Below are 24,580 nucleotides of genomic sequence, written 5' to 3'. Positions count from 1 at the left end.
AACCACTAGGATCTGCGACAGGCTCGACCTCGGGGAACGGCGGGCCTGAGAGGAACGGAACGAGTGGGGTCAGGCATGCGGCAAGGCCGGTGGGTCACGGTCACCGAGTCCGAGTTCGATCATGAACACCGCGGCCTGGAGGCGATCCGGGAGAAGCTGCCGGACTCCGACCCCTGGCGGGCCTGGTCGAACTTCACGTTCACCGCGAACACGGGGCACGTCCGCGAGGTCGACCTGCTGGTCGTCGCGCCAGGCGGAATGTACATGATCGAGCTGAAGGACTGGCACGGCTCGGTCACGTCCGAGAACGGGACCTGGGTGCAGACCACCCCCAGCGGCCGTCGGCGCACCCACGGCAACCCCCTGCACCTGGTCAACAAGAAGGCCAAGGAGCTGGCGAGCCTGCTCGGCCAGGGCCACGGCGCCCGCCGGGTGTGGGTCGGCGAGGCCGTCTGCTTCACCGATGACGCCCTGCGCGTACGCCTGCCCGCCCACGACCAGAACGGCGTCCACACCGTCGCCGAGCTGGTCGACATGCTCAAGCAGCCCCCGCGCGACGAACGGCGCCGCATCACCGCGATCGACTCCCGCGAGATCAAGACCGCGCTGGACCGCATCGGCATCCGCCGCAGCGAGGCCCAGTACAAGGTCGGCCCCTACGAGCTGGAGCGCACCCCCTTCGACTCCGGCCAGACCTGGGCCGACTACAAGGCGGCCCACACCGAGCTGCCCGAGCGTGCCCGCGTCCGTGTCTACCTCAGCGAGCGCGGCTCGGACGCCTCCTTGCGCCAGTCCGTGGAGAACGCCGCCCGCCGCGAGGCGGCCGTCCTGCAGCGCTTCCGCCATCCCGGGGCCGTCTCCTACCGGCAGTACTTCCCGACCGGCCACCCCTCCGGCCCCGCCCTCGTCTTCGACTACGACGACCGCACCATGAAGCTGGACGAGTACCTGGTCCAGTACGGGGAGAAGCTCGACATCCTCGGACGGATGGCGCTGGTCCGCCAGCTCGCCGAGACCATGCGCTCCGCGCACGCCCGCCGCATCCACCATCGTGCCCTGGCCGCCCGCTCCATCCACGTCCTGCCCCGCCCCGACGGAGGCCCCGGCAAGGCCGTCGGCGAGGAGGCCGCCTGGCTCAGCCCCAGGCTGAAGATCTCCGACTGGCAGATCGCCACCCAGCGCACCGGGGACTCCTCCCAGGGGCAGGGCGCGACACGGCTCGCGCCGACCGCGCTGTCCGCGATGCACCTCGCCGACGACGAGGACCCCTACCTCGCCCCCGAGCTGACCGCCCTGCGCCCCGACCCCGTCTCCCTCGACGTGTACGGCCTCGGCGTCCTCACCTACCTTCTGGCCACCGGCAAGGCCCCGGCCGCCAGCCAGGCCGAGCTGCGCGCCCGCCTGGAAGCGGGGGAGGGACTGCGCCCCAGCTCCCTGGTGGACGGCCTGTCCGAGGACGTCGACGAACTGGTGCAGGCCGCCACCGCCTACAACCCGGACCAGCGCCTCCACAGCGTCGACGACTTCCTGGAGATGCTGGAAGTCGTCGAGGACTCCCTCACCGCCCCGGCCGCCGAGACCGCCGCCGACGCGGCCGACGCCCCGGAGAAGGACCCGCTGGACGCCGTCCCCGGTGACGTGCTCGCCGGCCGCTGGGAGGTCCGCCGGCGCCTCGGCACCGGCTCCACCAGCCGCGCCTTCCTCGTCCGCGACCTGGAGGCGGAGGCACGCAGGACGCGCCCGCTGGCCGTGCTGAAGGTCGCCCTGTCCGACAACCGCGGCGACATCCTCATCCGCGAGGCCGACGTGATGGGCCGCCTGCGCCCTCACTCGGGCATCATCCGCCTCGTCGAACCGGAACCGCTGAGCATCGCGGGCCGTACCGTCCTCGCGCTGGAGTACGTCGGCGACGAGCGCGACGACAGCGCGGACGCGGCGGGCGAGCGGAAGGCCCCGCGCCGCCGCGAGGAGACGGTGGCCCGCCAGCTCCGCGACGACGGCCGGCTCCCGGTCGACCAGCTGGAGGCGTACGGCGACTACCTCTTCGGCGCCGTCGACTTCCTGGAGGGCGAGGGCGTCTGGCACCGCGACATCAAGCCGGACAACATCGCCATCCGCATCCGCCCCAACCGCACCCGCGAACTGGTCCTGATCGACTTCTCGCTCGCCGGCTACCCCGCCAAGAGCACCGACGCGGGCACCGAGGGCTACCTCGACCCGTTCGTCGACGTCATCACCCGCGGCTCCTACGACTCCCACGCCGAGCGGTACGCCGTAGCCGTCACCCTGCACCAGATGGCCAGCCGCGAACTGCCCAAGTGGGGCGACGGCAGCGTCCTGCCCCGGATGACGGACGCGAAGGAGTGGCCGTACCCGACGATCGCCGCCGAGGCGTTCGACCCGGCCGTACGGGACGGGCTCATCGCCTTCTTCCAGAAGGCACTGCACCGGGACGCGAGCAAGCGGTTCCCCGAGCTGAAGCCCATGCGGGACGCCTGGCGCAAGATCTTCCTCGACGCCTCGCAGACCGTCCCCTCCAGCCACCGCACGCGCCACACGGCGACGTCCTCCGAGGCGGGAGCCGACGGCGAGGCCGTACAGCGCGGCGTCATCGCGGACGCCGAGCCGGAGACCGCCGAGCAGCAGCGCGACCGCCTGGCCGCCGAGGTCGCCCTCGACACCCCGCTGAGCGTTTCCGGCCTCACGGGCGCCGCCCAGTCCTTCCTCTACGGCCTCGGCATCACCACGGTCGGCGGGCTCCTGGACTACAGCCGCCGCAAGCTCGTCAACGCCCCCGGCCTAGGCGCCAAGACCCGCAACGAGGTGCAGAAGCGCCAGCGAGAGTGGGGCGAGAAACTGCGCGAGACGCCCGCCTCGCCGCTCACACCCGAGGGCCGGGCCGAGGCCCAGGAGGAACTGGACCAGCTCACCGCCGCCGAGTCAGCCCTCGCCGACACCCTGGCGACGAGCGACGCGGCCGGCGGCCTGTCGGCGCGCGCCCTGCGCTCCATCAGCCTCGACGCCCTCGCCACGATCTTCGTCCCGGTCGTCAACAACAACGGCTCCAACCGCAACAAGGCCGAGATGGTCCGGTTGCTGCTGCGCCTGCCCGACGAGCACGGCCTTCTGCCGGAGATCGGCGTCTGGCCGAAGCAGAAGGACGTCGCCGCGGCTCTGAACCTGAGCGCGGGCCGCATCCCGCAGATGCTCAAGGAGGAGCGCAAGCGCTGGAAGGCCGACCGGGCCGTCCAGGCCCTGCGCTCCGAGATCCTCGAACTGCTCGCGGGCATGGGCCGGGTCGCGTCCGCTGTCGAGATCGCGGACGCCCTCGCAGTCCGGCGCGGCAGCCAGCTCGCTGGGCGTGAGCAGCGCCGTGCGCTGGCGCTGGCGGCGGTACGGGCCGTCGTCGAGGTCGAGCAACTCGTCCCGGACGAGGCCGAGTTCCAGCATCAGCCCAACCGCAAGGCGACGGAGGAGTCGCTGGGGGCGGGCCTGCTGGCCCTGGACGTCCGCGAGGACGATGCCCCGGACACCCCGACCGCGCCGGGCCTTTTGGACTACGCGAGCCGTCTCGGCCGTACGGCGGACCGGCTGGCCCGGCTGGACACCCTGCCGACGGCTGCCACCGTACTGGCGGAGCTGGGCGCGCTGGAGATGCCGCCCGGCACCGTCGACTGGGACGAGCGCCGCATGGTCGAACTGGCCGCAGCGGCCTCCGTGAACGCGGCGGCGACCCCGCGCCTGGAGATCTACCCGCGCGACCTGTCGCTGGTGCGGGCGCTGCGGTTGACTCAGGCTGGTCTCGTGCGCTGGATCCCGGGCGTCCCGGAGGGCCGCCAGCCGGGTCTGACCGGCGAGGACGTGCACGAGCGGCTGCGGGCGCGCTTTCCCGAGCTAGCGGTGCCCGACGGTCGCGGCGGGCTGACCCAGGACCTGCCGACCGCCGGCCCGCTGACCAAGGCGCTGCGCGAGGCCGGCTTTGAGTTGTCGCTCGGCACGCGCGAGGACACGAAGACGCTCCGCTACTTGCCGACGCGGGTGGATGACACGTCCAGCTACCTGACGACGGGGGCCTGGCGGCAGTCCACGCGTACGGGCGCGGTGACGCGGTACGCCGACGACCCGCTGCTCGCGAGCGCGGTGCGCGCGGAGGAGCGGCTGGTCGCGTCCGCGCGGCGGGATGGCTACCGGGTGCTGACCGTGAGCCAGCGGCTCGTGCGGGACGCCATACGAGAACTGGGCGCCGAACGGCTGGGCGCCGAGGCCGTCTCGGTGACCGAGCTGTTCATCGAGGCCCTGCACGCCCAGGTCACGCCGGGCACCAAGCCGACGTGGGAGACCCTGCTCAAGGCGGACGTCGCCAAGCCGGGCTCGACGGGTGCGCTGCGGTTCGCCGATTACGCGCAGACGGCGTGGGGTGCGGTTGCGCCGCGCATCGAGGAACGGCTCGGCGCTGGGTGCGGGACCGGCCCGGTGCTGCTGACGGAGGCCGGCGTGTTCGCCCGGTACGACGCGATGGGTGTTCTGCATCGGCTCGCTTCGGCTGCTCGGCGGGGTGGCCGTGGACTGTGGTTGCTGGTTCCCCAGAGTGACCCCGCGCGCGAGCCGAGGCTCGGGCAGGTGGCCGTGCCGTACCAGGCCGGCCTGGGGGAGTGGATTCAGCTTCCGGACACGTGGGTGGACAACGTCCATCGCGGGTCCGGCAAGGTAGTGGTGCGTAGTGTCGAGGGAGACGCGAAGTGATCGACCGCAAGGCTCTGTTGGACGACCTGAAGCAGCAGGTCAAGGCGGTCGAGACCGACCTCGGCAAGCAGGTGAAGGCGCTGGGGGACGTCGGGGCGAGGCTGCGCGCCGAGTACGACCAGGCGCGCAAGCTGGGGCGTACGGCGGCGACGTGGAACTCGTGGCTGGACGAGCGGGTTACGCAGGTTGCAGTGGCGTGGGTGCTGGGCACGGTGTTCGTGCGCTTCTGCGAGGACAACCGGCTGATCCCGGAGCCGTACCTGACGGGTGCGGATGGTGACCGGCGGGAGCTAGCGGAGGCGCGGTACGACGCGTATGTGGAGGCGGAGGAGGATCCGACCTACCGCGGGTGGCTGGAGAAGGCGTTCGAGGAGCTGGGCGCGGGCCAGGCGGGCCGGCTGTTGTTCGACAAGCGGCACAACCCGCTGTACCAGATTCCGCTGTCGCATGATGGTGCGCGGGAATTGGTGGAGTTCTGGCGGCAGCGGGACGAGGCGGGTGTGCTTGTCCACGACTTCACGGACCCGCTGAACGAGGACGGGACCGAAGGCTGGGACACGCGGTTTCTGGGTGACCTGTATCAGGACTTGAGCGAGGCCGCGCGTAAGACGTATGCGCTGCTCCAGACGCCGGAGTTTGTGGAGGAGTTCATCCTCGACCGAACGATGAACCCGGCGGTTCGGGAGTTCGGGTACGAGGGCCTGAAGATGATCGATCCCACGTGTGGGTCGGGACACTTTGTGCTGGGGGCGTTTCGGCGGCTGGTGCGGCTGTGGGCGGAGGGGCAACCGGGGCGGGATGTGCATGAGCGGGTGCGGGAAGCGCTGGACTCGGTGCACGGGGTGGATATCAACCCGTTCGCGGTGGCTATTGCTCGGTTCCGGTTGTTGGTTGCGGCTATGGCAGCTGGTGGTGTGCGGACGCTGGGGGAGGCGGCCACGTACGAGTGGCCGATCCATTTGGCGGTAGGGGACTCCCTCATCAAGGCTCGGCAGCTGGAGCTAACGTTGGGCGGAGATGAGGAGAGTGAAGACGACGCGCTTGCCTCGTTCGCGTACGCCACGGAGGACGTGCACGGGCATCCGGGAATCTTGCAGCAGGGACGGTACCACCTGGTGGTGGGGAATCCTCCCTATATCACTGTGCGGGATAAAGGGCTAAACGAGCTGTACAGGGAGTTGTACGACACATGTGTGGGCGCGTACGCCTTGTCTGTTCCTTTTATGCAGCGCTTCTTCGAGTTGGCGAAAAGAGGGAAGCCGGACGGTAGTGGCGTTGGCATGGTCGGGCAGATCACGTCGAATTCGTTCATGAAGCGTGAATTCGGTACCAACCTGGTCGAGCGATATTTCGCCAACGAGGTTGAACTTACAGAAGTAATCGACACTTCTGGTGCCTATATTCCCGGTCATGGAACACCAACAGTGATCCTCGTAGGCAAGCGTCGAGGGGGGGCGAGCCGTTCATCCTTGGTTCGTACAGTTCGTGGAGTTCAAGGTGAACCCGTTGCGCCCGAACGTGGTGAGAACGGTCTTGTCTGGTCGGCGATTGCCAGTCAAATTGATGACCCTGGGTCGTCCAGTCGATGGGTTTCCGTGGATGACCTGGACCGTGCTCGGTATCTTTCTAAGCATCCGTGGATTCTTTCCAGCGGCGGCCTAGAGATGGTTCAGGAAATCGAGTTTGCAGGACAGAGGAAGCTCCGCGAAGTCGTCCAGACCATCGGTGCTACCGCCGTGCCTCGTGAGCATGAAGCCTATGAACTCGGTGCTGGGGCGCTGAAGCGGCATGGTATTCCTCATCGTTATCAACGACCCATCGTGGCTGGCGTTGATGTACGTGACTACCTTACCTGGCAGCCAGAGGTGTCCCTCTGGCCGTATTCAGAGGTAGACTTGGCGGCAGAGATTTCCAATCCAATCGAGCGACTGCTCTGGCCGTACAAGGGGCATCTGCGAGGGCGTGTCGCATTCGGTAAGACTCAGCTTGAACGTGGGCTCGCCTGGTTCGAATACTCGATGTTTTTTGCTGGGCGTTATAAAACTCCCTTGTCTATTTCCTTTGTGATCGTGTCCACTCATAACCAGTTTGCACTGGATCGTGGAGGAAAAATTTTCAAGCAGTCTGCCCCGGTGATTAAGTTGCCCGAAGGGTCGCGCGAGGAGGAATATCTGCATCTGCTCGGACTCTTGAACAGCTCAACTGCTGGGTTCTGGCTGAAAATGGTGAATCATTCGAAGGGTAATGGGGGTATTGGTGGCGGCATTTCTGATGAGCTTTGGGAGCATCGATACGATTTCACTGGTACTAAGCTGGAAGAATTCCCGCTTCCGGCTGGAAGTCCTGTCAAGCTTGCCGCTGCTCTCGACTCTTTGGCTCAGCAACTTGCCGCGTCCAGCCCTGCAACCGTAGCTGGCGAGACGACTCCCACTGTCGCTGCACTCCAAAGTGCCAAAGTCTGTTGGCATGCCTCCCATGCCCGCATGATCGCCCTCCAGGAGGAGCTGGACTGGCAGGTCTACGCCCTATACAACCTCCACCGCGAAGACCTCCGCGTCTCGGAGAACCCCGACGACCCCAACGTCCCCGAACTCGCCCTCGGCGAGCGTGCCTTCGAGATCGTCCTAGCCCGCCGCGTAACCGCAGGCGAGGCCAGCGACGAGTGGTTCAAGCGGCACAACTCCACCCCCATCACAGAGATCCCCGCTCACTGGCCCGCCCCCTACCGTGAGGTCGTCCAGAAGCGCATCGACGCTATCGAGTCGAACCGGGCTATCGGCATGGTCGAGCGCCCCGAGTACAAGCGCCGCTGGGCCACCGAAGGATGGGACGCCCTCCAGGAGAAGGCCCTCCGCTCCTGGCTGCTCGACCGTATGGAGAACCGCGACCACTGGTTCGACGAGAACGGTCAGCCGAGCATCCTCACACTCTCCCGCCTCACCGACGCCCTGTCCCGCGACGAGGACTTCGTCTCCGTGGCCAAGCTCTACGCGCCCCGCAAGGATCTCCCGAAGGTCGTCGCCGAGCTGATCACGGACGAGCACGTCCCATTCCTCTCCGCCCTGCGCTACAAGCCCTCCGGGCTCAAGAAGCGCGTGGACTGGGAGGAGGTGTGGGACCTCCAGCGCAAGGAGGACGCCGCACCCGACGAGCCGGCCAAGCGGAAGATCCGGGACTCCATCCCCGTGCCGCCGAAGTACACCTCGGCGGACTTCCTGCGCGCCTCCTACTGGAAGGCGCGCGGCAAGCTGGACGTGCCCAAGGAGCGGTTCATCTCCTACGGGCAGACCAACGCTGCCACCCCCGAGCTGTACGGCTGGGCTGGCTGGGACCACCGTGAGCAGGCGCAGGCCTTGGCGACGTACTTCACCAACACCGCGCTGACCACTGAAGAGATCACGCCGTTCCTCGCCGGCCTGCTGGAACTGCAGCCCTGGCTGTACCAGTGGCACAACGAGTTCGACATGCTGTACAGCGGCTCCCCGGCTGACTTCTTCGCCGGTTACCGCCAGCAGTTGCAGGGCGAGCACGGTCTCACTGACGACGACCTGCGCGCCTGGCGTCCCCCGGCCGCAACCCGAGGTCGCGGCGCCGCCACGAAGAAGTAGCCCAGGAGGCGGCGGCCACCGAGCCTCGGCCGCCGCCTCCCGCCAACCCGCCCGTCCGCAGCCCCGTCCCGTGCCGCACCCGTAAGGAGAGCGAGACACACCATGGCCCAGCAGCCGCTCCTCCGCGATGTCATCGACATCAAGGAGTCCATCTCCACCTCGGACTTCGTGCTGTCCCTCGCCGAGGCCACGACACCGGACGGCGCCGAGCACGCGCTCAAGGACTACGTCGTCACGGAGCGGCTGCTGGAGAACTTCGACGAGGCGCTTGACCTCATCAAGGCCGCTCTGGACGGGGACCGCTCGAAGGCGGCCTACCTGCACGGTTCCTTCGGTTCCGGTAAGTCGCACTTCATGGCCGTGCTCTACGCGCTGCTGAGCGGCAACCCGGCCGCCCGTGCCCGCACCGAATTCGATTCCGTACTCACCAAACACGAGTGGCTCGGCACGGACGGCAAGAAGTTCCTGCTGGTGCCGTACCACATGCTCGGTGCCAAGGCCCTCGAACAGCGCGTGCTCGGTGGCTATGTACGCCACGTCAAGCGGCTGCACCCCGATGCGCCCACTCCGCAGGTGTACCGGACGGACGGCCTGTTCGACGACATCCGGGCCGACCGCGCCAGCTACGGCGATGCGGCCGTCATCCAGCGCCTCAGCTCCGGGGAGTCCGACGACGGCGATGAGGACGAGTGGGGCGAAAGCTTCACTTGGACCCCGGACCTCCTCGACACGGCGTTGACCGCAGAAGAGGTGCACGAGGACGGCGAGGTCCTGAATCTGGTGAACCCCTCCACTCCCTCTGAGCTGCGCGCACGCCTCGTTCAAGACGCGATCACGCGCCTCTCGCCCAGCTTCGCCAAGAACGCCGCCGAGGACGAGCACGGGTTCGTCTCCCTCGACGCCGGTCTCTCCGTCATCGCCGAGCACGCCAAGTCGCTCGGTTATGACGGCCTGATCCTCTTCATGGACGAGCTGATCCTCTGGCTCGCCACCCTCATCCACGACGAGAAGTTCGTGGCCCGCGAGGCCAGCAAGATCACGAACTTCGTGGAGGGCGGCGACGCTCGCCGTGCCATCCCCGTCGTGTCGTTCATCGCCCGCCAGCGCGATCTGCGCGAGCTGGTCGGAGAGGAGGTCTCCGGTGCGGCCGAGTCGTCCATCCAGGACACCCTGAACCTGGCCTCCGGGCGGTTCGACAAGATCACTCTCGAAGACCGCAACCTCCCGCAGATCGCCCACGCCCGTCTCCTCAAGCCGAAGAACGCCGAGGCGGAGCGCCTCATCGACGCGGCCTTCGAGCAGACCAAGCGGGTCGGCACCCAGGTGTGGGACACCCTGCTCGGCTCCGACAAGGGCACGACCGGTGCGGACGCGGAGTCGTTCCGGCTGACGTACCCGTTCTCGCCGGCGTTCATGGACACTCTCGTCCATATCTCGTCCGCGCTGCAGCGCTCCCGTACCGGTCTGAAGCTGATGGGTCAGCTCCTCGCCGACCACCGCGACGAGATCCGGCTCGGCCAGCTCATCCCAGTCGGCGACCTGTACCCGGTGATCGCGGAGGGCGGCGACAAGCCGTTCACCGACAGCCTCAAGGTGGTCTTCGAGGCCGCCGACAAGCTGTACAAGACGAAGCTGCGGCCGTACCTGCTCAGCTCGTACGACATCACCGAGGACGACGTCGAGCAGTACCTGAACCGGCCCGACACCCTCGGCAACCCGCAACTGGCCAACCGCTGCCGCCTGTTCGTCGGCGACAACCGGCTCGTGTGCACGCTGCTGCTGTCCGCGCTCGCCCCCAGCGTGCCCGCCCTGTCCGAGCTGACGATCCGCCGGCTCGGGGCGCTGAACCACGGGTCGGTCATGGCGCCGATCCCGGGCAGCGAAGTCGGCATCATCAAGAACAAGGTCGCCGAGTGGGCGGCCCGGTTCCCCGAGATCAAGGAGACCGGCACCGACACCAACCCCGGTGTCCGGCTGGAACTGTCCGGCGTCGACGTCGACTCCGTCATCGCCAACGCGCAGGTCAACGACAATCCCGGCAACCGCGTCGCCCTCGCCCGGCGACTGCTGTCGAAGGAACTCGGCGTCGAACACGGCCAGTTCGCGGACGAGCTGAGCTTCGTCTGGCGCGGCACCGCCCGCACCGCCGAGGTCGTCTTCGGCAACGTCGCCGACGAGGACGAGCTGCCCGACCACGACCTGATGCCGCAGCAGGACGGCTGCTGGCGGATCGCCATAGACCTTCCCTTCGACGAGGGCGAGTGGGGGCCCGTCGAGGACGCCAACCGCATGCAGCGCCTGCGTGAACGCCAGCAGGGCGAGCGTTCCCGCAGCATCGCCTGGCTGCCCGCGCACCTGTCCGCGCAGCGCCTCACCGACTTCAGGCGGCTCGTCGTCATCGACAAGGCCCTCGCCGACGAGCACCGCTTCGACACCCAGTACGCAGGCCACCTCAACGCCGACAATCGCAGCCGCGCCAAGGGCCTGCTGGAGACCCAGCGGGACGCCCTGCTCAAGCAAGTCAAGGGCGCGTTCAAGCAGGCGTACGGGCTCGCGCAGAAGCAGGCCGCCGACGTGGTGGTCGACTTCGACGACCACCTGGTGGCCCTGCCCGACGTCGACGACCTCACCCTGTCCTTCGGGCAGTCCCTCTACGACGGCATCCGACACGTGGCGGGCAAGCTGCTCGCCCACCAGTACCCGGCCCACCCCAACCTCGACCCCGACGCTTCCGGCACCGCCGTCAAGCCTCTCGACGCGCGCAAGGTGTTCACCCACGTACGGGCCGCCGCCGAGGCGCGCGACGGACGCGTCGAGGTCCCGGCGGGCGACCGCAAGCTGATGCAACGCGTCGCCGGGCCGCTGCGCCTCGGACAGCAGAAGGAGGCGTACTTCGAGCTGTCCCGCTACTGGGCCGACCACTTCCGGCAGCTCGCCAGCGCCCAGGGCGCCACCGGCGACCTCACGCTGATCACGCTCACCGACTGGACCGACCAGCCCGAGCCGCGCGGTCTGCCCGACTTCCTCGCCCGACTCGTCGTCGCCTCGTTCGCCGAGATGGACGACCGGGTGTGGGTGCGCGGGGGCACCGTCCTCGACCCCGCGCCGGAACTCTCCGCGATCAAGGACCACGACGCCCTGCGCAGCCAGCCCCTGCCCAGCGAGGACGACTGGACCACGGCACGGCAGCGCTACGAGACGATCTTCGGGCAGAAGGCGCCCACCCTGCGCCGCGGGCGCATGGTCAACCAGTTCGCCCGCCAGATCACCGAGTCCGCCCGCTCCCTCAAGGAGGACGCAGCCGAACTCGTCCGACGGCTGGAGGAGCACGCCACCTTCCTCGGGCTCGACGAGACCGACGACACCGGACGCCTCGCCCTCGCCCGGCGCTCCCTCCAGTTCCTGGCGACGCTCACCGGCGGCGCGGCGCAGGGCGGAGCGGGGGCCAAGAAGACCGTGGAGGCCCTCGCTGGGTTCGACCTGGGCGAGGTCAGCGCCGACCGGTACGGCACCTCCGTCAAGCAGGCCGGCAGCGTCGCCCGCGCCGTGACCGAGGCGTCCTGGCACACCCTGGAACTCGGCATCGGGCTCGGCGCGGAGGGCGCGGCCTTGCTCGACTCGCTGCGCAACGTGGCCCGCGGCGACCAGCGCACCGCCGACCTGCGCGAGGCACTTAAGCGCACCGAGCGGGAAATCCTCGCCCTGATCAAGCGCAACCAGGCGGCGGCCACCCCGCCGCCCGCCCCCGTCGCGCCGACGACGGACACGGACCCGGCGAAGGCCGACGACCTGTCCCTGAACACGGTGACCAGCGACCCGCGTATCGACTTCACCCAGCAGCCCGGCGCCCAACAAGGGACCGGCACGGCAGGGCAGTCCGCAGGTGGCCGCCGCACCACCACCGCCCGTCAGGCGGTCAAGGCGCTGGAGTCGGAGCTGACCGAGCTGGCGAAGAGCAACCCGGAAGCCACCATCGAGATCACCTGGCGGGTTGTCGACTGATGACGACCACCGCTCCCTCCTCCGACTCCGCCGCCGTACCGGGCGCGGTCCGGCTGAACACCGCGACCGTCACCCAGTACCTCTCCTCCCAGCCGCAGCTCGCCGCCTCCCTCCGGCCGGGACGGGAGGACCGACGCAGGGTCGTGCTGCTGCGCTCCGCGCCCCAGTGGGACGGACCTGCTGAGCCCGCCTGGGCCGAGGGGCGCACCGCGCGCGTCGCAGCCGCGCTGTCCCCGCTCGCCGTCCACGAACTGGTCCTCGACCACTTCGCGGGTCGCACCCCCGGCCCCGCCGTCCTCGTCGTCCTCACCGACCGCGAACAGCACGAACTCGACCCCGCGATCCTCGCCCGCGTCCACAAGAAGGCCATCGAAACCGTCGACAGCTGGGACGTGGTGCGGGAGGCATTCGGCGCCCGGCAGATCGATCCGCGTCTGAAGGACGCCAACTGGGCCGCCGAGGCCCTGCTCGACGCCACCCCGCCCGGCGGCTGGCCACCCGTCTCCGGCGGCTGGCTCTCCCGGCAGTACGCCCTTACCGCGCTCGCCCAGCGCCGTCTGCGCCTTGGCCGCTACGACACCGACAGCGCCGTCGCCCCCGCGCAGCGGGCCGGTGACGAACGGCTCGACGCGCAGGCCCTACTGGACTGGTCCACACGCGCGGGCGGCCCCGAACGGCTCCTCGGGTTGCGCGGCCCCGAACGAACCGGGCTTGCCGCCTTCCTCGCCGAGGACGACCAGGCCGGACTCGCCGGGCGCGCACTGCTCGCCCTCGTCGACGCCGAACGCGGAGCCGACGCGGTCGCCTTCGGCCTGGTGTGCGCTGCCCTGTGGGAGCACGCCGAGCCAGCGCCCGAGACATATCAGGCCCGCGGCCGAGCCGAGCGCTACTTCGGAGACCGGCCCCCGGCCACCGGTGACCAGCTCGACACGCTGGTGTCCGTCTTCGGCCGGGCCGCCGAGAAGTACGTCGTCGCTCTGCTCGCCACCGGCCACCGGACCGCCGGCACGACGGACCCGGACCGGGCGCGCGAGGCCCGCCGCCTGACCGGGATCGTCCTCGACCGGGCGGCGGCCTTGGCCCGGCAGTTCGGCGCGGAAAAGGCCGTCGAGTCCAGCCCGGTGATGACCGGTGGGCTGGAGGCCCGGTTCACCGCCGTGGGACATGCCCTCGCCGCTGCCGCCGACACGGACGCGGTGACGGACGCCGTACGGCACCTGGCTAATCACGAACTCGCCGGTGACCCGGAGGAGTCCGCGCGTATCGAACGTGCCCGGATGGGCCAGCGGCTCGCCCGCTGGCTGGCCACCGAACCGCCCGCCGAATCACACACCGTGGGCGACGCCATAAAGCGACATGTCACCGAGACCGGCTGGGTCGACATGGCCCTCGAACACATCGAGGCCGGCGGCGACCCCGACCCGGTGCTGAAGGCCGCGTACGACGCGCTCGGCACGCGGGTCCGTGAACGGCGCCGCGCCATCGACGCCTCCTTCGCCCGCGCACTCGCCGTCTGGACCGAGTCCGGCACCCAGCCCGGCTCGATGCTGACCGTGGAGACCTTCCTCGACCAGGTCGTGAAGCCCGTCGTCCACCACGGCGAGGGACGGCGCGTGCTGCTCCTCGTCCTCGACGGCATGAGCGCCGCCATCGGCAACGAACTTGGTGAGGAACTGCGCCGCACCTGGGCCGAGTTCGACCCGCTGACCCATGGCGGGCCGCAGCGTCGCGCCATGGCTGCCGCACTGCCCACCCTGACCACCGTGTCCCGCACCTCTCTGTTCGCGGGTCGGCTGATGAAGGGCACCCAGGCCGACGAGAAGCGGTTGTTCCCGGCGCACAAGCTGTGGGGCGGCGCTCCGGCCGCCGTCTTCCACAAGGACGACCTGCGCGCCGAGCAGGCCGGGGACACCTTCGGTCCCGCACTGACCGAGGCGCTCACCGACGGCAAGTCGCACGTCGCGGTCGTCCTCAACACCATCGACGACCGGCTCGCCAAGGAGCAGAAGCTCGGCGACGGCGCCTGGCACGTCGATCATGTCGCCGGGCTGCGCGACTTGTTGCGGGTGGCCGCCGCCCAGGGCATGGCGGTCGTCCTCACCAGCGACCACGGGCACGTCGTCGACCGGCACGGTGTGCGGGTGGAGGCGGCGGAACCGCCGTCCGCCCGGCACCGCCTCCCCGGCGGTGGCCCGCTCGCCGAGCAGGAGATCACGCTGTCCGGTCCCCGGGTCGTCTGGCCCGAGCCTGGCGCGACCATCGTCGCCCTGTGGGACACCGACTCCCGCTACACCTCGCTCAAGGCCGGCTACCACGGCGGCGCGTCGCTCGCCGAGTTCACCATCCCGGTGCTCGCGTTTCTGCCGTTCGGCGCGGAACCACCGCAGGGGTGGCGGGAGTTGGGGGAGCAGCGGCCGGAGTGGTGGTCCACCGGCACGCGGACCCCTGATCCTGTCGCGGCCCGTCCAGTGGCCCAGGCTGCTGTCCCGGCGAAGAGGACGGCGGCTAAGCCGAAGAAGGAACAGGCCGAACTCGCGAAGACCCACGACGCCCTCTTCGACGTGGCCGTCACTGCGGGCGGCGACGACACCCTCGTCACTCCCACCCTGGTCTCCCCGGACGAGATCTTGGTCAACGGCCTCCTCGCCTCGGAGACCTACCTGGCCCAGCTCGGACTCCTGGCCCGCAAGCCGCCGCAGGAACAGATCAGGAAGGCGCTCGCGACCCTCGTCGACGCGGGCACCCTCCCGGTCACGGCCCTCGCCCAGCGCATCGGTCTGCCGCCCACACGGGGCGACGGCTTCGCTGCCGTCCTACGGCAGCTCCTCAACTACGACGGAGTCCAGGTCCTGGAGACCCTCCCCGACGGCCGCACGCTTCGGCTGCACACGGCTCTGCTGAGGGACCAGTTCGAGCTGGGGTAGGGGTGAGGCGGTTCGTTCGCTTATGCCTGCCCGGCGTAGGCGGCGAACGCGCTCCACTGCTCTGCGGAGAAGGTGAGAGAGGCCGCCAGGGGCCTCTTCGAGTCCCGGACGTGGACGGCGGCGGGTGTGGCGGCGACCTCTACGCAGTCGCCACCCCCCGAGCCGCTGTGGCTGCTCTTGCGCCAGTGGAGCTGGCCCTCGCCGCCGCCGGTGTGAGTATCAACGTTCATGCTGTGGTCTCCCCTGCCAGTCCCCCGAGGAAGCGTACGGATTCCTCGGGGTTCAACGCCTGCGAGCGCAGCTTCCCATACCGAGAGCTGAAGGCGCTGACCTGGATGGGATCGGTGACCACGGTCCCCACTTCCTGGGACTCGACGTAGCCGACCTGACGGTGCTCTGCTGTCTCCAGCACGACGAAGCCGCCGTTGAGGCCGGGGTGGAAGCCGTATGCGGCAGGCATGACTTGAACGGTCACGTTGCGGAGCTTTGCCCTGTCCACCAGGCGCACAAGCTGCTCGGCCATCACCTCATCACCACCGATGGGGTTGGTGAGTGCCGCCTCGCCGATGATGAACGACAACTCGACGATAGGCGTCCGAGTAAGCAACTGCTGTCGATGGAGACGGGCTTCGGTGTGCAGGTCGACTACCTCCTCTTCCAGGGCCGGGCAGTGAGCAGTGAAGAGACCACGGGCGTAAGCCTCCGTCTGCAGCAGTCCAGGAATGAGTAGCGGGTCGTACGAGAGACGGCTGACCGCCTCAACCTCGATGGAGGCGAAATCCTGGAAGAACGCGGGCAGTTTCGCCTGGTCTACATCATCCTGAAGAACCCGTAGAGCACCGCCTGCACCCAGCACCTGTTCTGCCGCCTCGGTGAGGATGGACTTCGCTGCGCGCCGCCCCTGCTCCACCGAAGCCACCTGCTCCACCGAGTACCCGATGGCGTCCGCGAGCCCCTGTTGCGTCAGCCCCGCTCGTTCGCGGAACAGGCGCAGCAGCTTGCCGTAGGCGCTCCACACGGTCGGCCGTTCCTTCTCCGGCCTGCGTCGGCCCGTGGTCTGGCACGTGCGCTCCGCTGCCCTGCCCATGTCGCCCCCTGATCTGTCACAGTCCTGGTGCGACCTGATCAACGACACCTCGGTCCAGCCGATGCGCGGTGCGGACCCGTACAACGGCCGTACAAACCCGTACCGGAGCCGTACCCGTGATCGGCTACCACCCTCCGACCTGGCAAGGACGGTGGCCGTGACGAGACGGTCACCGCATGAAACTGGCCGACGCCGCCCCCGAACCCTCCGCCTCTACCGAGCAGTTCACCGTCCGCCTCAGCAGCACCAGACGCGGCGCCCGACTCGCCCGCCGCCTCACCGCCGAGCGGCTCGCCGCTTGGGGAATCCCGTACGACTCGGAGGCATCCCACGCCGCCGCGGCCGTCACGGCGGAACTGACAGCGAACGCAATCACGCACGGCCGACTGCCAGGCCGGGACTTCCTGCTGTCGCTGGCACGGCTCCCGGGCGCAGTCCGTATCGAGGTCACGGACACCCGCCCGGAACGCCTCCCGAAGGCGGCAGCCACGCCGCCCACCGCCCTCGACGCACTGGAGGCGGAGACAGGCCGGGGCCTGCTCCTCGTTGCCGCGTACGCCGCCAAGTGGGGCTGCCAGGCGCGAGACGCCCACACGAAGACCGTGTGGGCGGAGATCACGCACCCGTCGTGAGCCGGATGTCCTGCGGGGACTGGGCGATCAGGAGACGAACGCCCGCAGCAGCGCGGCGAAGGCGGTCAGCTCCTCGATCATCTTCGCCGGGAGCGGCTTCTCGTCGAAGTGGGCGATCCGGTTACGGATGTCCTTCACCCGCTTCAGACGGCCGATGAACTGCTCACGGGGCATGTTCGGCCACTTCAAGGCTTCCCAGTTGAGATCGGCCCGCTCGGCCAGCGACTGCTTCGTCTGGTCGCCGTCCAGGAGCCTCAGGTAGTCGCCGAACATCAAATCCGACACCTGGCCGGTGCGGTGTTCGGGCTTCTTGTTCGTCTGGACGGCCTTGACGGACTCTTCGTCCAGGGCCGCGCCCAGACAACGGCGCAACAGGGACTCGATCTCCCCGACGATGAAGAAGGGCCGCGCCGACCCCTCGAAGCGCTCCGTGACGTCCGCGGCGGTGACAATGCCTGACAGGCAGCCGTCGTCGCCGCGCACGAGCAGGTAACCGTGCTCCTTGACCACCGGGAGGGCGGCGAAGAGCTCCTGGCGCGCGTCCGCGACCGGCAGGGAGTCCTTCTCCATGGCGTTCTCCAGCGTGGCGGCCTTGCCCGCCTCGTACATCCTGGCCACCGAACCCCAGGTGATCACGCCGTGGATCTGCGCCATGCCGGTAGTCACCGGCACCTGGGAGAAACTCTCGGTACGCATCAAGAAGGTGGCGTGTGCCAGGGAGTTGCCAAGAGTGACGCCGCGCACTCCCCGCTTGGCCGACGGAATGTCACCGAGCAGCAGCCGCTGGGGAAGTGAGGGGAGTGCCTCGTCCGCCTCCTCCCCGGCGTCGCTCTCGACGGGCCCGGCCTGCGAGGGGACGGAGGCGATGGGGACCACGTCGACACTGCTGCGCAGTCCGCAGACCGCGAAGTCCGGCAGCGTCGTCAGTCCGGAGTCCGCCAGCGCCTGCGAGATCAGGTGCACCGTGCGGTGGTCGCGGACCCGTACCTGGAACAGGTCGAGAATTCCCTGCACGGGCACGGTGCTGCCCTTGAGGGCTGCGAGGTCCTTCTCGCTCGGCCTGGTGGTCATCGCGCGTCGCCCTCCGCGAGGTCACGGAGCATGGTGCGCTTGCCCATGGCGGACTGCACCAGGTCCTGCAAATGCAGGGAGCGGTTCGTGTAGAAGCGCTTGTAGTCGCTCTCGCGCAGCGTCTCCGGATCGATCAGGTGGGTGGCCACCACGTCGTCGAACCACTCGGGGCGCATGTCGGAGGCGGCGACCAGGGTGGAGAGGTAGGACGAGGGCGCTCCCACCATGTCCATCGTGGCACGGTAGGACAACGGGGTCTTGTTCACGATCGAGTTCGTCGGAAGACCCTGGCTGTTGCCACGGCGGAACCAGGCCTTGGGGAAGATCTGCCGGACGTCCACGCTGTACTCGTCGAGCCGCCCGGGACTGAGCGGAGCGTCCGTGTAGTGCCAGTCGACCGCGCCCTGCTTGATCAGCAGTGCGTAGATTCCCTTGTAGGCGGCGCTGTTGCGGGTGGTCAGGCTGTCGAGCCGCTCGGCGAAGAAGAAAGCGTCCGCGACCGTGTCGGGCGCGCGGTCCTCCTGCCGGACCCAGTCGACGAGCTGCTCGACGTCCCGGGTGAAGCGCGTCTCGGTCGAGCCGCCGTACATCTCGCCCAGCACCCCGCACCAGTACCACTGCTCGATCTTCTCCTCCGGGCTCAGGCCCTCCGTTTCGTCGCCGAGAATGGCGCGGACGGCGGCGAGCGGGACGAGCTGCGTCCTGTACGGAAGGTCGTTGTGCCGGACGATGCACTGCCGCTCCAGGAAATCGCCCACCCAGGCGAAGGCCTCGGCCAGTTCGGGCGCCAGGCGGACGAAGTCGGCCAGCGGGAGGTCCAGCAGATCGCGCCGCTTGCACGACACCGCGGCCCCAACACCTGCCTCCTTGCGCTCCCAGGTGCGTACCAGGGCGATGGCCTGCAGAAAGTCGATGCTGCTCAGGCCGTTCTCCAGGCCGCTGTCCAACCGGCCGAAGACCGGGTACTTCGACGCCAGCGCCTGCTTGATCTCCCGCCACACTTCGGGAAGCTGGTAGTAGTCGCCGGTCCGTTCCACGTACTCGGGGTCGCCGGCGTAGGTGGCGGTGAGCAGTTCGAAGACGTTCAGGGGCACACCGCCGGTGTTGACCCGCTCGAACACCGCGCAGACGGCGTCCATGGAAGTGGAGGCGGCCAGCCGGATCATCGGGACTTGGAAGGCGCGGACCTGCTGCAGGACCAGGTCGTCGAACTGGCCCCAGCGGTCCCAGTTCCGCTCCTCGTCCGCCTTGATGTAGCCCTTCTTCCACTGGTTGACGCGCTGGGCGTCGAAGACGAGGTGCAGCGGGAAGAGGCCCGCCGCGCACTCGGCCTCCTCGGTCCTCAGATCCAGGACCACGGTGCGGTTGAAGTCGGTGCGGAGGACCTTGTCCGCCGGGACGGACAGGATCGCCTCGTCGCGGTCGGCGGACGGTCCGACGGCCTTCTCGATGTCGACGTAGTACCACCGCTCGATGGGCTTGCCGCGGGAGTCCGACGTCTCCACCGGGGCGTCCAGCCACAGCGCCTGGAAGAGGGAGGTGAGGCGCTGCTGTCCGTCCAGCAGCAGGAGGTCCGCCTTCGGATCGCCCTCGGGGCGAGCCCCGGTGAGCGTGCGAGAACGGAAGCGGGTGGCGCCGCCGGTCTGCAGCGTCATCACCACACCGAGGGGGTAGTCCAGCGTCACCGTCGCGATGATCGCCCTGATCCGATCGTCGTCCCACTTCCAGTTCCGCTGGAAGTCGGGCAGTTGTAATGCCCCGGAGGCGACATCCGCAAGTACGTCCCTGAGCTTCAGATTGTCCAGTGCCGCCATGTTTCTCTCTTCTCACCCTGCCGCGCGTACGGAGAGTGATTCCAGCAGTGCTCTCCGGTGACCGTCAACCGGTTCACCGAAGAACGAGATCACCGCGAGCACCGTTCAGCTGAGGTTTCGCGCTCACGGCTTCGAGGAGAGCAGCAGCGGGCTCGCTGCTGCCGGTGGCGAATGCTGCGGAGAGGGGCGGCCCGCTTTCCGGCAGGCCGCCCCTGAAGGCGCTACGCGTTGCGCTTCACGTGGTTGAGCACGTTCATGCCCGCGCTCAGGACGGCGATGAACGCACCGCCGCTGCTCGTGAGAGTCGCCAACGGGCTGACACCGAAGGCCATCGTCGTGACGGCAGTGCCGAGAGAGACCACACTGGAGACGAGAGTGACGATGGTGATGTCACGCGCCGGGTGGTGGCACGCCTGATGGGTCGAGTGGGTCGACACCGTTCCTCCATTGACATGTTGGCTCGCTTGCGGGAAGAGGGCACGTCTCACCGAGGTGAGTGGTCCTTCCCAGCGATGCGCGTACGAGCTCTAAGGAGCCCGCAACCAGCAGGTAGCTGGTGGGTGCGCGCATGAAGAGCGAGTCAATGAGTCCCCCGGGAACGCGGTGTCGGTCTGCGGAGCCATTGTGCCGCCCTCAGTGTTACTGCGCGGACAGTCCAAGATGCATGGCCGAAAACCACCCGTGTGTTGTCCGACTGCGACCTCCGCCTGAGCGGTACTCAGCCGCACGGGGCCAGTTGCCGGTGCGGGCAGCGTCGGCCAGCACATCCCGCTTTACCTCGTCGCCCGCGTAGACATACTCCCGGCGTATGTGGCCGTTTTACTGCGCGATGCGTCCGAGCTCCTAGATCATGCGATTCAGTGTGTGGTGACCGGCCTTCCTTGAAGGAGATCTTGCATCTCAGTCACCCGCGCTTCGCACACCGACCCCCACACTGCGGCTTCACCCACGTGTCGGCTGGCAGGCATCGTGGACCCGGCGATCACAGTCGAAAATGGAGAACCTCAATGAGCACATACGCCGACCCACTCGTCGACGGTGCAACTCCGATGAGCGAGTACGAGGGGCAGGTGTGGGACACGCTCAACGAGCACTGGCAGCGCCGCAACAACCGCCGTGGTCTGCCGAACTGGGCGAGCGCCGCCCTCGGTCGCACCGGTGAGGTCGCGGGAAACGCCGTGAGACGGGTTACGGACGCTGTGCCGGAGGCGGTCACGGAACCGATCCGTCGCGCAAGCGACGCGGTCGCCGACAAGGCCATGCGACCGGCGCTCGCAGGCGCAGCAGCGCTGCTCGAGCTGGTCAGCGACTGGGCCATGGAGCTCAACGACCCGAAGAACGTCGAGAAGCTCGCCCGCAAGCAAGGTTTCGATCTCGACAGTTTCACCGAACTACGGCAGCAGGATCTCAAGGTCTGCGACCGGCTGCTGTCCCGCAATACCCTCAGGTGGCGCACCGCCGGCGCGTTCGAAGGTGGTGCCATGGGCCTGCTGGCCATGGTCCCCGTCGCTGGCATCCCCGTCGCGATGACAGCGGACATCCTCGTCATCCAGGTCCTGAGCACGTCGATCGCATCGCGCATCGCGTACTCCTACGGCTACGACGCCAAGGACCCCAAGGAGCAGGAATTCATCCAACGCCTGGTACAGCGGTCCTTCATGGCGCAGGCGGCCAAAGCCAAGCCGTTGCGTGAGACCGCACAGGCGGCGAATGCGGTGAAAGGACGCCTGAAGTGGTCACAGAAGCTCCGTCAGGACCACCGCCTCCTGGCCGCCCTTGAGAAGCTGATGCAGCAGTTGGGCCCGGCCGGCTCCAGGGTGCCAGTCAAAAACGTCGCCAAGGTCGTGCCGTTCGTGGGTGTCCTCATCGGTGCCGGCATGAATGCCGCGGTCCTCGGCAGGGTGGCCGCCGACGCCCAGCGGTACTGCCAGACCCGCTTCCTGTGCGACAAGTACGGGCTGCCGCTGCCGGCCGCACTGGCGACCGACTGGGACGACGACCCCCAGACCGACGCCCCGTAAGTAATGGCCGCCGGGTCCACAATGCTGGCTCTGCGGGTTCCCACTTGCGGGCGAGCCCCCGCGCCCCGCCAGGTCGTGCTTCGACGTCCCGGAGGATCAGGACATTGAGCGGTCCGTCTTCCCACGTCGTCGTACAGGTCGAGGACCCTGATCACTTCTTGGGCTTCTGGAGTTTGGCGGCAGGGATGCGCTTCTTGCCCATCTCGATGATCAGGCCGGCGGCCTTGAACGTGACGTTGAGTGCGACGGTCTCGGGAACCTGCTGGTCGGGGCCAAGGTGTCCAGTGATGTAGTCGCCCATCCGGACATCCGGGTCCAGACGCTTGAGGACCATGTAGGCGATGGACTCGGCCTCAACCTCGTTGCGTGCGTGGACTTTCACTGCATCCTCGTCCGAGAGGGGCCGCACGGACCGGTCGGGCCAGGTTTCCCCAGGGCCTGCGCCGAGGTGTCCGCACAACAGATGGCCGAGCTCGTGGGCGAGCGTGGCGTACCGGTCCAGCAGAGGCAAATTCCGGTTGACCTCGATCTCGAACAACGTCGGGTAAGTCTCCGGTCGGTCTCCAGGCCTGCTGCCGGGACGCTCGACAGAACTGCCGGACCTGCTGCGGTACGTGCGTCCGCAGGAGGAGGCCCCGTGGTCGACCAGGGTGAGCCGGATCCCCAGGGGGGCGAGGTTCGTCTCGGTGTGGTGCCAGACCTCGGCGACTTCCTTCTCGCCGGCTCGAGAGGACACCGATACCGGGGCGGTGATCCCCTTGGGCAGGGGCCGGGCCCCGGGCAGGGCTTCGGTGTCCCCGACGTCGTACACGAGCATGTAGGGCCCACGGGGCTGGAAGATCAGCAGGGGCTGGGCACCGGGCTTGAGCACCCGCCGGTACTTCGACATCCACTCCGAGGAAGGTAGGACGTAGCGTGCCCCCGGCTTCTGTATGTGGACCACCATGGCGTTGAACGGTGCATACCGCTTGAACCGGCCGACGAACTCAAGCATCTGCAGGTAGTCCGAGGACGAGCGATAGCGCTGGGCGCCGCGGACGAGGTCGTCGATCGAGGCCTTGGCCAGGTCTGCCTGGGAGACCTCGACCTCCTCGTCCCAGGGCAGATCGAGCCCGTGCTGCACGATCACCGGCTCTTCGTGGTCGAGGGGAATCTCGCGCAGCCGCTTCCAGTCCGCGAGTTGTATATCGGCCCAGCCGGGCTCGACCATGTGCGCGAACGACAGCAGCCCGGTCACATGGGCGTCCAGCTCGGCCAGATCCTTGAACTTCTGGTGACGGCGATGCTGCTCGATACCGAACGACGCCGCCCCTCGCACATGCTTGGTGATGCGGCGCTTGTACTCGCGCGTCAGGCGAGGAGCAGGACTGTCGACGAGGATGCCCAGCACGCTGCGGCGCGCACCAGGACGAGCCACATAGGTCTTCTTCGTGTTGAGCCTCATGCCGAGCGGTTCCAGGGCCTGCTTCACTCCGGCCACGAGACGGTCGACGTCGTCGTGGTGAAGGAGCGCACGGCTTGAGAAGTACATGTCGTCGCTGTAGCGGGTGTAGCGCAACCCTAAAGATTCGGCCTGGTGGGTGACGACCTCGTCGACGTCACGCATGACGATATTCGACAGGTACCCGCTCGTGGGAGCGCCCTGCGGCAGGAACCCCTCGCGGGTGCGCTTGTGGACCAGGCCGGGCCGGCGGGCGGAAAAGTCCTGTCCGGTCGCCTCCAGGCACACGGTGCGACGCCCGGTGCCACGGTTCGTCCAGGTGTGGTTCGGCTCAGGCGGTGACACGGTGACCAGCCGGGCCGTGGTGTACGTGCCCAGGGTGCGACCGGTACGACGCAGGACGATTTCCCGGCGCCCCTGGTCGTTTTCCGCAAGATCGATCCGGTATCCGCGTTCCGCCGGGTGAGTCCAGGCGTCCTTCAGAGCGGCGTGGACGTGCCGTTCCCGGATACTCCCGAAGAAGTCGGCGATGTCCAGGCGGATCACGGTGTGGGCTCGCAGATGGGCGGCAGCGCAGTCCACGACCGAGCGGCCACGTCGATAGGCGAACGCTGCCGGGTGTGGCTGAAAGCCGACTGGAAGAGTCTCCAGGCGGGCCAGGATTTCCTGCTGCATCTCGGCCAACCGCGGGACGGGGGCGTGCAAGGTCCGCAGTCCGCCGCGACGCTTGGGTATTCGGTGCTCGGTGTAGGCGTAGATCGAGCCGCTGACGACCGCCTCAAGGAACTGGTCCGGGGTGAGATCCGCGAAGTCGTCTGTGGTCGTCACCGAACCGCCTCGTCCCTGCCTGTGAGACGCAGTCGGCGAGCCTCACCTTGAGTGTGGTTTTTCCAAGCCCGACAGGCGGGCGGTCCGCTGTATCCCTCCGCCGCCCTGTGCAAGCACAGGGACCGGTCCCCAGCACTAGGTGTGATCAGCACCAAGGTGCCCCAGACCGGAGGGCCCATCGCAAGGGATGGGTTCCTGAGACCCGCCGACTGCGTTGAGCCGGATCGTAGCCTCCCCACAAGTCGAACTCACAGGCAGGTCGCCTGATGACACACCGAACTACGCTGCTTCTCACACTGCTTTGGCAGCACGACACGGCTGCGGCGTCGACCTGCACGTGATCGTCCCGAACGGTGAGGGTGGGGGCGTGTACGGTGACGCCCTCGAGCTCATATGCGTACAAACCGGA

General features: G+C 68.3%; 12 protein-coding genes. 6 read left to right on the top strand and 6 right to left on the bottom strand.

Going from position 1 to position 24,580, the window contains the following annotated elements:
• The first annotated feature begins 75 nt into the window (after positions 1-75).
• The 4 genes from pglW (at position 76) to pglZ (ending at position 15,277) form a co-directional block, all read left to right on the top strand.
• The gene (pglW, locus tag MQE23_RS06355; RefSeq protein ID WP_243378514.1) at positions 76-4,743 is read left to right on the top strand and encodes a BREX system serine/threonine kinase PglW; all 4,668 of its coding nucleotides are present in this window, start codon (positions 76-78) and stop codon (positions 4,741-4,743) included.
• Positions 4,740-8,351: a BREX-2 system adenine-specific DNA-methyltransferase PglX gene (gene pglX, locus MQE23_RS06350; protein ID WP_243378513.1), complete on the top strand. Its 3,612-nt coding sequence runs from the start codon at positions 4,740-4,742 to the stop codon at positions 8,349-8,351. The genes pglW and pglX overlap by 4 nt, the downstream gene beginning before the upstream one ends.
• A 102-nt stretch (positions 8,352-8,453) precedes the next feature.
• A complete protein-coding gene (locus tag MQE23_RS06345) occupies positions 8,454-12,353 on the top strand; it encodes a phage resistance protein (protein ID WP_243378512.1) in 3,900 nt (1,299 codons plus the stop codon).
• Positions 12,353-15,277, top strand: a complete 2,925-nt coding sequence (gene pglZ / locus MQE23_RS06340) for a BREX-2 system phosphatase PglZ (protein WP_243378511.1) — start codon at positions 12,353-12,355, stop codon at positions 15,275-15,277. The genes MQE23_RS06345 and pglZ overlap by 1 nt, the downstream gene beginning before the upstream one ends.
• Before the next feature lie 20 nt (positions 15,278-15,297).
• Here pglZ and MQE23_RS06335 read toward each other — a convergent pair whose 3' ends face one another.
• On the bottom strand, positions 15,298-15,507 hold the full coding sequence (locus tag MQE23_RS06335) for a DUF397 domain-containing protein (RefSeq protein ID WP_243378510.1): 210 nt from the start codon (positions 15,505-15,507) through the stop codon (positions 15,298-15,300).
• Positions 15,504-16,295 carry a helix-turn-helix transcriptional regulator gene (locus MQE23_RS06330; protein ID WP_347710126.1) on the bottom strand — a complete coding sequence of 264 codons (792 nt, stop codon included), beginning with the start codon at positions 16,293-16,295 and terminating at the stop codon, positions 15,504-15,506. The genes MQE23_RS06335 and MQE23_RS06330 overlap by 4 nt, the downstream gene beginning before the upstream one ends.
• A gap of 245 nt (positions 16,296-16,540) precedes the next feature.
• On the opposite strand from MQE23_RS06330, the gene MQE23_RS06325 reads away from it, so the two are divergent.
• On the top strand, positions 16,541-16,996 hold the full coding sequence (locus MQE23_RS06325) for an ATP-binding protein (RefSeq protein WP_243378508.1): 456 nt from the start codon (positions 16,541-16,543) through the stop codon (positions 16,994-16,996).
• 27 nt (positions 16,997-17,023) lie between these two features.
• Here MQE23_RS06325 and MQE23_RS06320 read toward each other — a convergent pair whose 3' ends face one another.
• From MQE23_RS06320 to MQE23_RS06310, 3 genes are all read right to left on the bottom strand, one after another.
• Positions 17,024-18,067, bottom strand: a complete 1,044-nt coding sequence (locus MQE23_RS06320; protein WP_243378507.1) for a CBS domain-containing protein — start codon at positions 18,065-18,067, stop codon at positions 17,024-17,026.
• A complete protein-coding gene (locus tag MQE23_RS06315; RefSeq protein ID WP_243378506.1) occupies positions 18,064-19,881 on the bottom strand; it encodes a DUF262 domain-containing protein in 1,818 nt (605 codons plus the stop codon). The genes MQE23_RS06320 and MQE23_RS06315 overlap by 4 nt, the downstream gene beginning before the upstream one ends.
• A gap of 221 nt (positions 19,882-20,102) precedes the next feature.
• Complete coding sequence (locus MQE23_RS06310; protein ID WP_243378505.1) at positions 20,103-20,318, bottom strand: hypothetical protein; 216 nt, start codon at positions 20,316-20,318, stop codon at positions 20,103-20,105.
• A 612-nt stretch (positions 20,319-20,930) separates the two neighbouring features.
• Between MQE23_RS06310 and MQE23_RS06305 the strand changes: the two genes are divergently transcribed.
• Positions 20,931-21,902: an EcsC family protein gene (locus tag MQE23_RS06305; RefSeq protein ID WP_243378504.1), complete on the top strand. Its 972-nt coding sequence runs from the start codon at positions 20,931-20,933 to the stop codon at positions 21,900-21,902.
• 151 nt (positions 21,903-22,053) lie between these two features.
• On the opposite strand, the gene MQE23_RS06300 is transcribed toward MQE23_RS06305, so the two are convergent.
• A complete protein-coding gene (locus tag MQE23_RS06300; RefSeq protein WP_243378503.1) occupies positions 22,054-24,171 on the bottom strand; it encodes an RNA-directed DNA polymerase in 2,118 nt (705 codons plus the stop codon).
• Positions 24,172-24,580 lie beyond the last annotated feature (409 nt).

Origin of the sequence: Streptomyces sp. HP-A2021 (genome assembly GCF_022807935.1) — a bacterium.
Classification (GTDB): Bacteria; Actinomycetota; Actinomycetes; order Streptomycetales; family Streptomycetaceae; genus Streptomyces; species Streptomyces afghaniensis.
This window is presented reverse-complemented; position numbering and strand designations above follow the sequence as displayed.